Below are 13,764 nucleotides of genomic sequence, written 5' to 3'. Positions count from 1 at the left end.
AAAGAATAAAGAATAAAGAAAAGAGAATAAAGATGAAAGAACACGGAAATATGAAACAAGAATGTATGCAAGTTTTTGTATGCGTTTCTCATACTTCCTTCACCAGTCATCCGTCATCCCACGCCCAGCATCCCGCGCCCAACACCCGCCAATTATGAAAATAGCACTTCTTGGTTACGGAAAAATGGGCAAGACCATTGAAAAATTAGCTTTGGAAAAGGGCCATTCCATCGTTTTTAAAAGTACGAGCGAATCTTCCGAAGGAAATTTTGGGGACGCTGAGGTTGCCATCGAATTTTCTTCGCCCGAAGCTGCGGTTGAGAATATTTCCAAGGCATTGAAAGCGGGAATGCCTATTATTTCGGGCACAACGGGCTGGCTTAATAAATATGATGAAATGGTAAACTTATGTAAAAAGCGTAACGGAAGCTTTATCTATGCGTCCAACTTCAGCGTGGGGGTAAACCTTTTTTTCGGCATAAACGAATATGCCGCAAAGTTGATGGCAAAGTGGAAAGATTATAATGTTTCCGTGGAAGAAATACATCACCTTCAAAAGAAGGACGCGCCCAGCGGCACGGCCATTACCATTGCCGAGGGAATTTTGAAACACAGTGATAAAAAGGATTGGAAGCTAAACACTTTCGAAGAAAATACTTTAAATATTACAGCAAAACGGGAAGAAGATGTAAAAGGGACACATATTGTTTCCTACGACTCTCCCATAGATACCATATCCCTAAAACACGAAGCCCACAGCCGCGAAGGGTTTGCTTTGGGAGCCATTTTGGCCGCAGAATTTTTAAAGGATAAAAAAGGTATTTTTACGATGAAGGATGTGCTGGGATTGAAGATTAGCGATTGACGATTGTGGATTGCCAAATCCCAAATTAGCGAATCCCGAATCCCGAATTAACAGCTTTTAATAAAAAATAACAATAAACAATAAACAATAAACGATGAGTTGGACAGGTTGGTTTATATTTTTTTTGATAGTTCAGGTAATCCATTTTGCCGGAACCTGGAAGTTATACCAAATAGCAGGTAGAAAAGCCTGGGAAGCAGCCGTGCCGGTCTACAATGCCGTGGTTTTGATGAAGATTATCAACCGCCCCTGGTGGTGGACCATTTTGCTTTTTGTGCCCATCGTAAATTTGATTATGTTCCCCGTGGTGTGGGTAGAAACCATACGCAGTTTTGGCCGTAATTCCACAACCGATACGGTTTTGGTCTTGCTTACGTTGGGTCTCTATATTTATTACATCAATTACACCCAAAATGTAACCCACATAAAAGATAGAAGCCTGAAACCGCGTACTTCCACGGGAGAGTGGGTGAGTTCCATACTTTTTGCGGTAGTTGCTGCTACCATCGTGCATACGTATTTTATGCAACCGTTCACCATCCCTACTTCTTCTTTGGAAAAAACACTATTGGTGGGCGATTTCCTGTTTGTGAGCAAATTCCATTATGGAGCGCGCACGCCAATGACGCCCATAGCCTTTCCGATGGTCCACGATACCATTCCCGTAATTAAAACGAAATCTTACCTGTCAAAACCGCAGATTCCGTACTTCAGATTTCCGGGATTCCAGGATATAAAACGTAACGATATTGTAGTTTTTAACTGGCCCGTGGATACGGTGAATGCCTTTCAGCAGTACGGCGACGGCAAATATTACTATAAGCCTATTGATAAAAAATCGAATTACGTAAAGCGCTGCGTAGGCCTTCCGGGAGATTCTTTGGAAGTGCGTGATGGTTATGTGTTTATCAACGGAAAACAAAATGAACTGCCAGATAGGGCGAAGCTACAATTCAGTTATGATGTGCAGGTAAATAGTCAGCTAAACCCTGAAATGCTTTACAATCGTTATGATATTACCGATCGTTATGGCTTCGGAAATAACACCTACCGTTTTGGAGGTATTTCGGAAGAGTCATTAAACATGCTGAAGAACAATCCAAATGTGGTTAATATTTCGCGTTTCCGTGGTGATAAGGGCGTTTGGGACGAAGGGATATTTCCGAATAATCAGAACTACCCTTGGAACAACGATTTCTTTGGTCCTTTATACATTCCGAAAAAAGGCGCTACCGTTTCCATTACGCCCGAAACATTGCCGCTGTACAAACGGATTATAGAGGTTTACGAAGGAAGCGAACTTGGAATCGACAATAAAATAACCCAATCCGGTACCGAGGTTCTGTTGAATGGCCAGCCACTTACGGATTATACCTTTAAAATGGATTATTATTGGATGATGGGCGATAACCGAAACAACAGTGAGGACGCCCGTACGTGGGGCTTTGTACCATTCAATCACGTGGTGGGCAAGCCCGTATTCGTGTGGATGAGTTGGGATGGCGTGAATAAAAAGGTGCGTTGGGACAGACTTTTCACTACCGTGGGCGGTAGCGGAAAACCTGTTTCTTATCTAATGTACTTCGTGATTGCCGTAATCGGTTGGTTCGCCTTTGATTTTTGGAGAAAAAGAAAAAAAGGAGCTAAAAAGTAAATTATAAAAGGCCACGAATACACGAATATTTTTTAAATTTTATTCGTGTATTCGTGTCTAATTTTATTCAGGCACCAATCTAAAAATTCCCTGTCCTTCCACGGCAATATAAATCAACCCATCCGGTCCCATTTTAACATTCCGTACCCGCCCAATATCCTGGGCAATTTTCTCTCGGTTTGTAACTTTTTCATCTTCCAAAGTGAGCAATTCCACGTAGGCAAACTTTAGAGAACCTACTAATAATTTATCTTTCCACTGCGGGTATTTATCGCTCGTAACAAACGCCATTCCGCAGGGCGCAATAGACGGAACCCAATAATAAATGGGCGGCTCAATTCCAGGTTTTGTTTTTTCATCCGTAATTTTGGTACCGCTATAATTTACCCCGTAGGTCACTTCCATCCAGTCGTAATTGGCGCCTTTTTTTACAATATTTATTTCATCGCCACCTTTTGGGCCGTGCTCGTGCATCCAGATTTTTCCGGTTTCGGGATGCTTTGCCATTCCCTGGGGATTGCGGTTTCCATAGGTATAAATCGCTTTTTTGGCATTTGGTTCGTTGTAAAATGGATTGTCTGTGGGTATGTTGCCGTCATCGTTCAAACGGTAAATTTTCCCGCCATCACGGGTTATGTCCTGCGGATTTACTTCCCTTTCCCCACGTTCACCAATAGAAAAATATACAAACCCATCATTGTCAAATTCAATGCGCGAACCGAAGTGCTGTCCGGCCGTAGTATTGGGTTCGGCTTTGTAGAGGGTTTCAATATTCGTTAGTGAACTACCTTCTAGTTTGCAACGCATTAAGGCTGTGTGTCCGCCATTTCCAGGACCTTCTGTGGAAGCATAGGTAATATAAATCCATCCGTTTTCATTGTAATTTGGGTTCAATTCAATATCCATCAATCCACCCTGGCCACTGTTATAAACTTTCGGAACATTAGCTATTTCGTTTTTTTTACCATTTTTAAAATGAATCAACCGTCCATTCTTTTCCGTAATGAGCATACTGCCATCTGGAAGCCACGTCATGCCCCACGGAATGGTAAGCCCTTTTACAATCTCTTCTACTTTATAGGTTTGTGGTTCGGTTTTTAGCGCTACATCATCTTTCTTTTTCTGTTGGGCACAGGAACCAAAAACCACAAATGCGGCTAATAAAAAAAAATATTTTTTCATAGTATTCGATTTTAGCTAAAGATACCAAAAGTTGAAAGGAATTTCCTAAAAGGATTCACAATTCCTTTTTGCCGAAACCTCTAACATACCTTATCTTTAACCAAAATTTTTAAAATTATGGAAGAGCGCTATCACGTTAAGGTAGATGAAAATTATGAGTTTCCCTTAACCGCCAAGGACGTGGAACAGATTGACCAAGCAGAACTTTCGGGACAAAAAGTTCACCTACTTCACAATAATATATCTTTCGCAATCGAACTTTTAAAGAGTGATTTTGTTAATAGAAACTATCTCATAAAAGTTAACGGAAACACTTACGAAGTGAGTATTTCCACTCCTTTGGACCAACTCATTAAAGAAATGGGGCTTTCCCTTGGAAATGCCTCGGTTGAGGATGAAATCCACGCACCTATGCCGGGCATTATTTTGGAAGTAAATGTTTCTGAAGGCGATGAAGTTAAAAAAGGAGATTTCCTATGTGTTTTGGAAGCAATGAAAATGGAAAATACCCTTACTGCACCGCGGGATGGCATTATAAAGTCTGTAAACATCGCTAAAGGTGAAACCGTGGATAAAGGAAAATTGCTAATAGAATTAGAAAAAAATGATTAACAAAATATTAGTTGCCAATCGTGGCGAAATAGCTTTACGCATAATGAAAACCGCCCGAAACATGGGCATTAAAACAGTGGCTGTTTATTCCGAAGCTGACAGAAATGCGCCCCACGTAAAGTTTGCGGATGAAGCCGTTTGCATAGGCCCGCCGTCTTCCAACGAATCCTATCTTTTGGGCGATAAAATTATAAAGGTTGCAAAGGATTTAGATGTAGATGCCATTCATCCGGGTTACGGGTTTTTAAGTGAAAATGCCGAATTCGGTGAAAGTGTCGAAAAAAGCGGCATGATTTTCATCGGCCCAAAATCGCATGCCATCCGCATCATGGGAAGCAAGCTCGCCGCAAAGGATGCCGTGAAAAAATACGATATCCCAATGGTTCCCGGCACCGATGAGGCCATTACCGATGTGGGCGCAGCAAAGGAAATTGCAAAAGAGATTGGCTTCCCAATTCTCATAAAAGCGTCCGCTGGCGGTGGCGGAAAGGGAATGCGTATCGTTGAAAATTCCAAAGAATTTGAGGAACAGATGAAACGCGCCATCAGCGAGGCCGAAAATGCTTTCGGCGACGGCTCGGTTTTTATTGAAAAATTTGTCACCTCGCCACGCCACATCGAAATCCAGGTTTTAGCAGATAATTTCGGCAATACCGTCCATCTTTTTGAGCGGGAATGCAGCATTCAGCGTCGTCACCAAAAAGTGGTGGAGGAAGCACCTTCTTCGGTTTTAACGCCGGAATTGCGCAAACAAATGGGCGAAGCGGCAGTAAAGGTTGCAAAAGCCTGCGATTATGTGGGTGCGGGCACAGTGGAATTTCTTTTGGACGACAAACACAATTTCTATTTTCTCGAAATGAACACCCGCCTGCAAGTGGAGCATCCCGTTACCGAAATTATTATGGGTCTCGATTTGGTGGAGCAACAAATAAAGGTAGCCAATAACGAAAAGCTTTGCTTCGAGCAGGATGATTTAAAAATCACCGGCCATGCCTTCGAACTTCGGGTATATGCTGAAGATCCGTTGAACAATTTTATGCCCAGCGTTGGCAAATTGGAATTGTATCGCCCGCCAAGCGGAAAAAACATTCGTGTGGACGACGGTTTTTCTGAAGGAATGCAAGTGCCAATTCAGTATGACCCCATGCTTTCAAAACTTATTACGTATGGAAAAACACGTAACGAAGCGATGCAGCGTATGCTGGAAGCCATTTCGGAATACGATATTGAAGGCGTGAGTACAACGCTCCCTTTCGGAAAATTTGTTTTTGAACATGAAGCTTTCCGAAGTGGAAATTTCGACACAAATTTTGTAAAAAAATACTATTCCGAAGAAAAGCTGAAAGCCATTAATGAGGAAGAAGCAAAAGTAGCTGCACTTTTCGCATTAAAACAATACTTAAAAGATTCAGAAAAACTTCGCTTGCCGAAGTAATTGCTTTCTGTCCTCTGCGCCTTTGGGGTAAAAAATTACCGCAGAGGCGCAGAGGACGCTGAGAAAAAAATATTAAAAGAAATGAGCGATAACAATAAAAAATTGCAAGAAATAATTTCCGAAGCCAAAAAAGGCGGCGGCGAAAAACGAATTGCAAAACAGCACGAAAAGAAAAAACTTACCGCCCGCGAACGCGTGGAATATCTTCTCGACGAAGGCTCCTTTGAAGAAATGGGCATACTCGTAACCCACAGAACCACTGATTTTGATATGCAAAAGGAATTGTATTACGGTGATGGCGTTGTTACGGGTTACGGAACAATCAACGGTCGTTTGGTATATGTTTTTGCACAAGATTTTACGGTTTTTGGAGGGGCACTTTCTGAAACCCACGCAGAGAAAATCTGTAAAATAATGGATCACGCTATTAGTGTTGGCGCACCTGTGATTGGGTTGAACGATTCTGGTGGCGCACGCATTCAGGAAGGCGTTCGGTCTTTGGGCGGCTATGCAGATATCTTTTATAGAAACGTACAGGCTTCGGGTGTTGTTCCGCAGATTTCGGCCATTATGGGGCCCTGTGCCGGCGGAGCGGTGTATTCCCCTGCGATGACTGATTTCACTATAATGGTGCAGGACAGTAGCTATATGTTCGTTACGGGACCGAATGTTGTAAAAACCGTTACCAATGAAAACGTAACTTCGGAGGAATTGGGTGGCGCAAAAACCCACGCTACCAAAAGTGGCGTAACGCACTTTACCGCAGCAAATGATATTGTTTGTTTGGAACAGATTAAAACCCTACTCAGTTATCTTCCACAGAACAATAAATCGGTAGCAGAAAAATTGCCTTTTGAAGCTGCTGAAGAATATCGTGATGAATTGGAAACGATCGTTCCAGACTCAGCGACCAAGCCTTACGATATGCACGATATAATTAAAGGAATTATAGACGAAGATTCCTTTTTTGAAGTTCACAAAGATTACGCCGATAATATTATAGTTGGCTTTGCGAGATTGGGCGGCAGAAGTATTGGTATAGTTGCAAACCAGCCTATGAGTTTGGCGGGTGTTCTCGACGTGGACAGTTCAAAAAAAGGAGCACGATTTACACGTTTCTGCGATTGTTTTAACATACCACTATTGGTATTGGTGGACGTGCCGGGTTTTCTTCCGGGCACCGATCAGGAGTGGAACGGCATTATTCTGAATGGTGCAAAATTATTATATGCTTTAAGTGAAGCGACTGTTCCGAGAGTAACCGTGATTACTCGTAAAGCCTACGGAGGCGCCTACGATGTAATGAACAGCAAACACATTGGCGCAGATATGAATTATGCTTGGCCAACGGCAGAAATTGCCGTGATGGGGGCGAAGGGTGCCAGTGAGATTATTTTCAGAAAGGAAATTGCTGCTGCTGAAAATCCGGAGCTGAAACTCTCCGAAAAAGAAGCTGAATATGCCGAAAAGTTTGCAAACCCCTTTAAGGCTGCACAAAGAGGTTTTATTGATGAGGTTATCCAACCGCGCGAAACACGTAGAAAATTATTGAAAGCCTTCGCTATGCTTGAAACGAAGAATGTAGCAAGACCTAATAGGAAGCACGGCAATATTCCACTCTAAATTTCTTCCGAAATATTTGGAGCGATTGGTTGATAATTATCATAAATCAAAGAATTAACAATTCTTAAATTTATTGATTAATCAAATGTTCCATAAATGTCCATAGAAAACTTCAACATAGAAGGACTTTCGGATTCTGAGGTTTTGGCTTCACGAAAAAAATTCGGCACCAATATTTTAGAATCAAAAAAGAAAAACCTCTATGTTGAAGCCATACTTGGCTTATTGAAAGAGCCAATGGTTATTCTGTTGCTCGTTGCAGCAACACTTTATTTTTTTACAGGTAATACTGGCGACGGAATATTTTTGGCAGTGGCTATAGTTTTGGTTGCGGCCATCTCTTGGTATCAAGATGCAAAAACACACAATGCGCTCGAAAAACTAAAAGAACTTTCCCAGCCCAATTGCAAGGTTATCCGGAACGGAAAGATAGTTGAAATAAAAAGCCAAGACGTTGTGGTCGGTGATTTTTTGATGGTTGATGAAGGTTCTACCATCGTTGCCGATGGAACCATTGTGCATTCAAACGACTTTTCGGTGAACGAATCCATTTTAACAGGAGAATCCTTTTCCGTGGAAAAAAATGCTGCTTCCACGAGCAACGAAATTTTTATGGGAACCCAAGTAGCCGGAGGGCTTGCAATTGCTGAAATAACTGCGATAGGCAACCAAACAAAGGTTGGGAAGATAGGCAAAAGCATTGAAGATATTTCTTCCGAAAAATCGACACTTGAACTCCAAATAAACAATTTTGTAAAAAAGATGGTAATCCTTGGAACCATTATTTTTCTGCTGGTTTGGGGCATAAATTATTTCAATACGGGAATTTTTTTGGATAGCCTTTTAAAAGCACTAACCCTCGCTATGAGTGTGTTACCAGAGGAAATTCCAGTCGCCTTTACCACCTTTATGGCCATAGGCGCTTGGAGGCTTATGAATCTTGGCGTAATTGTGAAACAGATGAAAACCGTTGAATCCTTGGGCAGTGCCACGGTAATTTGTGTGGACAAAACGGGTACAATTACAGAGAATAAAATGCGTCTTGACAAGATTTATACTTTGGAAACCGATAAAATAAACTCGGTTGAAGAAACGCTTTCCAACAGTGAAAAAGAACTTATAGTCACTGCTATGTGGGCCAGTGAGCCCATTCCCTTTGATACAATGGAACAATCCCTGCACAGTTTTTATGAAGGGATTGCTGAAAACGATAACAGGCCCAATTTCAAAATGGTTCACGAATATCCATTGGGGGGCAAGCCACCAATGATGACGCATATTTTTGAAAATGCCGAAGGCTATCGGATCATTGCTGCCAAGGGTGCCCCCGAAGCATTGATGGCAGTTTCAAATTTAAGCGAAAGTGAAAAGGAAACTTTAAAAAAGAAAATAACTGATTTGGCAGCCCAAGGCTATCGTGTTTTGGGAGTTGGAATTTCGAAATTTGATGGAACCAATTGGCCAAAAAAACAGCAGGAATTCAATTTTGAATTTAAAGGGTTGGTCGCTTTTTACGACCCGCCGAAGAAAAACATCTCTAAGGTATTTCAAGATTTTTACAACGCAGGAATTGCAGTTAAAATAATCACTGGCGATATTGCCGAAACCACTGCGGCCATTGCAAGAAAAGTAAACTTTAAAGGTTGTGAAGAAGTTGTTTCGGGTGATGAGCTTGTAAATTTGGATAATACAGAACTTGAAAAAATCACTTCAGAAAAAAATATTTTCGCCCGAATGTTTCCCGAAGCAAAACTTAAAATAATCAACGCTCTTAAAGCTCAAGGCCATATAGTAGCAATGACTGGCGATGGCGTAAACGACGGTCCCGCATTAAAAGCTGCAAATATTGGCGTGGCAATGGGAACAAAGGGAACCGAAATAGCCAAACAATCCGCCTCGCTGATATTGGTGGATGACGATCTTTCTAAAATGGTAAATGCCGTGGCGATGGGCAGAAAAATTTATTCCAACCTCAAAAAGGCTATTCAGTATATTATTTCAATACACATACCCATCATACTTACTGTTTTTATTCCGTTGGTTTTAGGGTGGGTATATCCAAATATATTTACACCTGTGCATGTCATTCTTTTGGAACTTATTATGGGCCCCACTTGTTCAATAGTTTATGAAAATGAGCCACTGGAAAAGGATTTGATGTTTCAAAAACCAAGACCATTTTCCAGTACTTTTTTCAACTGGAGTGAACTTTTTACGAGTATAATCCAAGGGTTGGCAATTACCGTAGGAGTACTTGCTGTCTATCAAATTGCCGTACAAAATGCTGCAAATGAAGCTGTAACGCGAACTATGGTTTTTACCGCTCTTATAAGCGCAAATATTGCCTTAACATTCGTAAACCGTTCTTTCATCTATTCCATTTTCACCACTTTTAAATATAAAAACAACTTAGTGCCGTTAATCATCGGTATAACCGTTGCCATTACTTTATCGCTTCTTTTTGTGCCGCCTTTCACCAAATTTTTTGAATTTGAAAGGCTTCAACTTAACCAAATTATTCTCAGCGTTTGTATTGGCGTATTGAGTGCATTGTGGTATGAAATTGTAAAATTGTGGAAACGCCAACAAACTTCAAAAAACTCTTTTTTTACACCCAAAGTTTAAGTTGTTGATATACAGTGTAAAACTGATTTTTGTCATAGTAAAAAATTTATTTCCAAAGTAGTTTTGGGATTGATTCTTAAATCCTAAATATTATGAAGAGATGTGGCTTTTTGCTAATTACGACTGCCCTAATATTCGCTTTTAATGTGAAAGCGCAGGAGAAATGGTCAGTGGAGTTTAGACCGGGACTCAATTTTCCTACGAATGATGTAGGCCATACCGATACCAAAATAGGTTATGGTTTTGAACTTACTGGGGCATATAAAATCATGCCACATTTGGCTGCCTATGCAGGTTGGGGCTTAAATGAATTTAAAGGTGAGGATAATTTTTTAACTGAGGATGTTACACTCAAAGAAACGGGATACACATTCGGTTTTCAAATTATACACCCCATCGGCACTTCCTTATTTTCTTACTTAGCAAGGGCTGGAGCGGTTTACAATCATATAGAAATTGAGAATAACAGCGGAAGTTTTGCCGCCGACACTGGCCACGGATTTGGTTGGCAAGTTGCTGCAGGAGTAGATTATGAGTTTGCTCCCAACCTCGCGCTGCGCCCCATGCTTCGCTACCGTTCGCTTTCTAGGGATATAACGGTTGAAAATGTTTCAACTGAATTAAACCTGGATTATATATCATTTGGAATTGGTTTGGCTTGGGATTTTTAAAACTGAATTCATAAAAGTATTTTAAATGAAAATTGCATTTGCTATCCTTCTTTCCCTTCACGGCCTAATTCACTTGATGGGCTTATTAAAGGCTTTTGGGTTCGCCGAAATTCCACAATTGTCACAAAATTTCTCAAAACCGCAAGGTCTTTTATGGCTCGCGGTCGCTTTGGCTTTTATAACGATAGGAATTCTATTTCTGTTGAAAAACAATCTCTGGTTTTGGATTGCTATAGCCGCTGTAGTAGTATCTCAGGTTTTGATTTTTGTGAATTGGCAGGACGCCAAATTTGGCACCCTCGCCAATTTGATCGTATTGTTCGTAGCCCTTCTGGCAATGGCGAACTGGAATTTTGAAAGGGAATTTAAAAAGGATATTTCCCAATCTTTTGAAAATGTGAACATTTCCGAAGAAATAATCTCCGAAGCAGATGTTGCCCAGCTTCCTATTCCGGTTCAGAACTATCTCAAATACGTCGGTGCAATCGGCAAACCTAAAATAAAAACTGCAAGAGCTATTTTTAAAGGGGAAATGCGCGAAAAGGGAAAGGATTGGTTTGCGTTCACTTCGGAACAGTATAATTTTTTTGAAGATCCCACGCGCTTGTTTTTTATGAAGGCCAATTTCAAAGGCTTCCCGACACAGGGTTACCATTGGTATAAAGAGGGAAAGGCATCGATGCTCATAAAACTGCTTTCCGTTTTTTCTGTGGTAGATATTTCGGAACCCGAAATGTTCAAGACCGAAACCGTCACTTTTTTTAACGATATGTGCCTTTTTGCGCCATCAGCCTTGATTGACAAACGGATCGATTGGCAAACCTTGGGGAATAATTCGGTAAAAGCTGTTTTCCATAACGGAGAAGTTTCAGTTTCTGCGATTTTGAAATTCGACGAGAATGGGCAATTGATCAATTTTATTTCAGAAGACAGGGTGGATGTGAATTCCAACCAAAGCGTTCCGTTTTCAACCCCGGTTACAGAATACGGCACGCTCAACGGCTATAAACTGCCCATTGCTGCCGATGCCGTTTGGCACTTTCCCGAGGGCGATTTCGTTTATGGAAAGTTTTATTTACAGGAAGTTCAGTATAATTTGAAAAATTCACATTGAGGAAATGACTGCTTCACACAATAATAAATTACTATTTATAAAAAGCATCCACACAGTTGTTTGGTTATTTTTTAACGTGGTTATATTCTATCTTTTGTATGCCGCTATTGCCAACAGAATTGATAAATGGGTTTGGATTTGCATAGGTCTCGTTTTGATAGAAGGCTTGGTCTTGCTGGCTTTTAAAATGTTTTGTCCATTGACGGTTCTAGCCCGAAAATATTCAAACTCAACTAAGAGCAATTTTGATATTTTTCTTCCCATTTGGTTGGCTAAGTACAATAAGCATATTTACACAACTATTTTCTTCATTGCTGTAATTATTGTTATTTATAGATTAACTTTTGGCTGACTTGAAATGAATTATAAATAACTAAATGAACTGATTTATGTCATATTAAATGGTGGCTGTACACGCTATATTTGATTTTATAGCATATTTAATAAATGCCTGAAGCAAATTCCATATTAAGCCGCACAAAATTATTTTTCGCTGAAATTGGCGATATGACCTTTTTTGCCGGACGCTTTTTTCGGGAAGTGTTTAGTCCGCCTTTTGAGTTTAGGGAACTGCTTCGCCAATGTTATAATATGGGCAACCGCTCTTTTTTATTGGTGGGTGTAACTGGATTTATCTTGGGGCTTGTGTTCACGCTACAGTCTCGGCCCACTTTAATGCAATTTGGTGCGGAATCCTGGATGGCATCTATGGTTAGTCTTTCCATTGTTCGCGAAATTGGCCCCGTAATAATTGCTCTTATCTGTGCGGGTCGGATAGGTTCTGGAATTGGCGCAGAGCTTGGCTCTATGCGCGTTACCGAACAAATAGATGCTATGGAAGTTTCAGGCACTAATCCTTTTAAATTTTTGGTGGTTACACGTGTGGTTGCCACTACTTTAATGTTGCCGTTATTGATAATCATGGGAGATGCCATAGCGCTTTTGGGCTCGGCCCTTGTTGAAAATTTAAAAGGCGATGTATCATACTTACTTTATTTTAATCAAGTTTTTAATGCCTTAAAGTTTAGTGATATAATACCGGCCACTATAAAATCGGTATTCTTTGGCTTTGCTATTGGGTTGGTGGGTTGTTATAAGGGTTATTACTGCTCCAAGGGAACTGTTGGAGTGGGAGAGGCCTCAAATTCCGCTGTGGTCTATATCTCAATGTTGCTATTTGTAATTGATTTTATAGCCGTTTTTGTAACCGATATATTTTTTGAAATTTAAATGAATTCAGAAAAAAACATAAAACCTGTTTTAGAGTTGAAAAACCTTCACAAAAGCTTTGGTGACAATCAGGTGCTGAAAGGTTTCAACTTAAAACTTTTTGAAGGCGAAAACTTGGTGATTATGGGTAAATCGGGTTCAGGAAAATCGGTAATGGTTAAATGCTTGGTGGGCTTGATTCAGCCAGATAGCGGCAGTATTACCATTAAAGACCAAGATATTACGGCAATGGGACAAAAAGAATTGGATTTGCTTCGTACCGAAATTGGCTTTCTATTTCAGGGTAGCGCATTATACGATTCTATGACGGTTCGGGAAAATTTAGAATTTCCACTGCGGCGACACAAAAACAAAATAGATGATTTTCAAGGCACCGAAATTTTAGTAAAGGAAGCTCTGGAGAATGTTGGGCTCTTACACGCAATAGATTTGATGCCTGCCGAACTTTCCGGCGGAATGCAGCGAAGGGTGGCTTTGGCCAGAGCATTGATCCTGAAACCAAAAATTATTATGTATGACGAGCCTACAACGGGATTAGACCCCATTACGGCCAAGGAAATTATACAGTTAATGCGAACCATTCAAAACAAATATCGCACATCTTCCCTAATCATCACCCACGATGTAGACTGTGCGCGGGTAATCTCAAATCGGATGATTTTGTTGGTAGATGGAATTAATTATGCCGAAGGGACTTTTGAAGAACTTTCAAGTTCAAATGATCCACAAATTCAGGCATTCTTTAAAAATTAA

The 13,764-nt window shown here is 40.6% G+C and carries 12 protein-coding genes; 11 read left to right on the top strand and 1 reads right to left on the bottom strand.

Annotated features, from left to right (window positions below):
* The first annotated feature begins 154 nt into the window (after positions 1 to 154).
* Together dapB and lepB are read left to right on the top strand one after the other, a co-directional pair.
* The gene (gene dapB / locus AC58DT_RS01565) at positions 155 to 865 is read left to right on the top strand and encodes a 4-hydroxy-tetrahydrodipicolinate reductase (RefSeq protein ID WP_497215019.1); all 711 of its coding nucleotides are present in this window, start codon (positions 155 to 157) and stop codon (positions 863 to 865) included.
* Positions 866 to 959: 94 nt separating this feature from the next.
* Positions 960 to 2,519, top strand: a complete 1,560-nt coding sequence (gene lepB, locus AC58DT_RS01560) for a signal peptidase I (RefSeq protein ID WP_497215018.1) — start codon at positions 960 to 962, stop codon at positions 2,517 to 2,519.
* Between the two features lie 63 nt (positions 2,520 to 2,582).
* On the opposite strand, the gene AC58DT_RS01555 is transcribed toward lepB, so the two are convergent.
* Positions 2,583 to 3,701 carry a PQQ-dependent sugar dehydrogenase gene (locus AC58DT_RS01555; RefSeq protein ID WP_497215016.1) on the bottom strand — a complete coding sequence of 373 codons (1,119 nt, stop codon included), beginning with the start codon at positions 3,699 to 3,701 and terminating at the stop codon, positions 2,583 to 2,585.
* A 117-nt stretch (positions 3,702 to 3,818) separates the two neighbouring features.
* On the opposite strand from AC58DT_RS01555, the gene AC58DT_RS01550 reads away from it, so the two are divergent.
* The 9 genes from AC58DT_RS01550 (at position 3,819) to AC58DT_RS01510 (ending at position 13,764) form a co-directional block, all read left to right on the top strand.
* On the top strand, positions 3,819 to 4,313 hold the full coding sequence (locus AC58DT_RS01550) for an acyl-CoA carboxylase biotin carboxyl carrier protein subunit (protein ID WP_497215015.1): 495 nt from the start codon (positions 3,819 to 3,821) through the stop codon (positions 4,311 to 4,313).
* Positions 4,309 to 5,748: an acetyl-CoA carboxylase biotin carboxylase subunit gene (accC, locus tag AC58DT_RS01545; protein ID WP_497215318.1), complete on the top strand. Its 1,440-nt coding sequence runs from the start codon at positions 4,309 to 4,311 to the stop codon at positions 5,746 to 5,748. The genes AC58DT_RS01550 and accC overlap by 5 nt, the downstream gene beginning before the upstream one ends.
* An 81-nt stretch (positions 5,749 to 5,829) precedes the next feature.
* A complete protein-coding gene (locus AC58DT_RS01540; RefSeq protein ID WP_497215014.1) occupies positions 5,830 to 7,371 on the top strand; it encodes an acyl-CoA carboxylase subunit beta in 1,542 nt (513 codons plus the stop codon).
* 96 nt (positions 7,372 to 7,467) lie between these two features.
* Positions 7,468 to 9,996: a cation-translocating P-type ATPase gene (locus AC58DT_RS01535; protein ID WP_497215012.1), complete on the top strand. Its 2,529-nt coding sequence runs from the start codon at positions 7,468 to 7,470 to the stop codon at positions 9,994 to 9,996.
* A gap of 92 nt (positions 9,997 to 10,088) precedes the next feature.
* Entirely contained in the window at positions 10,089 to 10,667 is a 579-nt protein-coding gene (locus AC58DT_RS01530; RefSeq protein WP_497215011.1) for an outer membrane beta-barrel protein, read from the top strand.
* Positions 10,668 to 10,692: 25 nt separating this feature from the next.
* Positions 10,693 to 11,781, top strand: a complete 1,089-nt coding sequence (locus tag AC58DT_RS01525) for a DUF6544 family protein (RefSeq protein WP_497215010.1) — start codon at positions 10,693 to 10,695, stop codon at positions 11,779 to 11,781.
* A gap of 4 nt (positions 11,782 to 11,785) precedes the next feature.
* Positions 11,786 to 12,133 (top strand): hypothetical protein, encoded by a 348-nt coding sequence (locus tag AC58DT_RS01520; RefSeq protein WP_497215009.1) that lies wholly within the window; start codon positions 11,786 to 11,788, stop codon positions 12,131 to 12,133.
* A gap of 95 nt (positions 12,134 to 12,228) precedes the next feature.
* Positions 12,229 to 13,011 carry an MlaE family ABC transporter permease gene (locus AC58DT_RS01515; RefSeq protein WP_497215008.1) on the top strand — a complete coding sequence of 261 codons (783 nt, stop codon included), beginning with the start codon at positions 12,229 to 12,231 and terminating at the stop codon, positions 13,009 to 13,011.
* On the top strand, positions 13,012 to 13,764 hold the full coding sequence (locus AC58DT_RS01510) for an ABC transporter ATP-binding protein (RefSeq protein ID WP_497215007.1): 753 nt from the start codon (positions 13,012 to 13,014) through the stop codon (positions 13,762 to 13,764).

Source organism: Aequorivita sp. CRS11, from assembly GCF_059693805.1.
This window is presented reverse-complemented; position numbering and strand designations above follow the sequence as displayed.

What these genes read in the sequence shown, in the direction of transcription:
- dapB (WP_497215019.1), top strand. Translation starts at nt 155, where the DNA reads ATGAAAATAGCACTTCTTGGTTACGGAAAAATGGGCAAGACCATTGAA.
- AC58DT_RS01515 (WP_497215008.1), top strand. Translation starts at nt 12,229, where the DNA reads ATGCCTGAAGCAAATTCCATATTAAGCCGCACAAAATTATTTTTCGCT.
- AC58DT_RS01535 (WP_497215012.1), top strand. Translation starts at nt 7,468, where the DNA reads ATGTCCATAGAAAACTTCAACATAGAAGGACTTTCGGATTCTGAGGTT.
- AC58DT_RS01520 (WP_497215009.1), top strand. Translation starts at nt 11,786, where the DNA reads ATGACTGCTTCACACAATAATAAATTACTATTTATAAAAAGCATCCAC.
- AC58DT_RS01530 (WP_497215011.1), top strand. Translation starts at nt 10,089, where the DNA reads ATGAAGAGATGTGGCTTTTTGCTAATTACGACTGCCCTAATATTCGCT.
- AC58DT_RS01510 (WP_497215007.1), top strand. Translation starts at nt 13,012, where the DNA reads ATGAATTCAGAAAAAAACATAAAACCTGTTTTAGAGTTGAAAAACCTT.
- AC58DT_RS01525 (WP_497215010.1), top strand. Translation starts at nt 10,693, where the DNA reads ATGAAAATTGCATTTGCTATCCTTCTTTCCCTTCACGGCCTAATTCAC.
- AC58DT_RS01550 (WP_497215015.1), top strand. Translation starts at nt 3,819, where the DNA reads ATGGAAGAGCGCTATCACGTTAAGGTAGATGAAAATTATGAGTTTCCC.
- AC58DT_RS01540 (WP_497215014.1), top strand. Translation starts at nt 5,830, where the DNA reads ATGAGCGATAACAATAAAAAATTGCAAGAAATAATTTCCGAAGCCAAA.
- lepB (WP_497215018.1), top strand. Translation starts at nt 960, where the DNA reads ATGAGTTGGACAGGTTGGTTTATATTTTTTTTGATAGTTCAGGTAATC.
- AC58DT_RS01555 (WP_497215016.1), bottom strand. Translation starts at nt 3,701, where the DNA reads ATGAAAAAATATTTTTTTTTATTAGCCGCATTTGTGGTTTTTGGTTCC.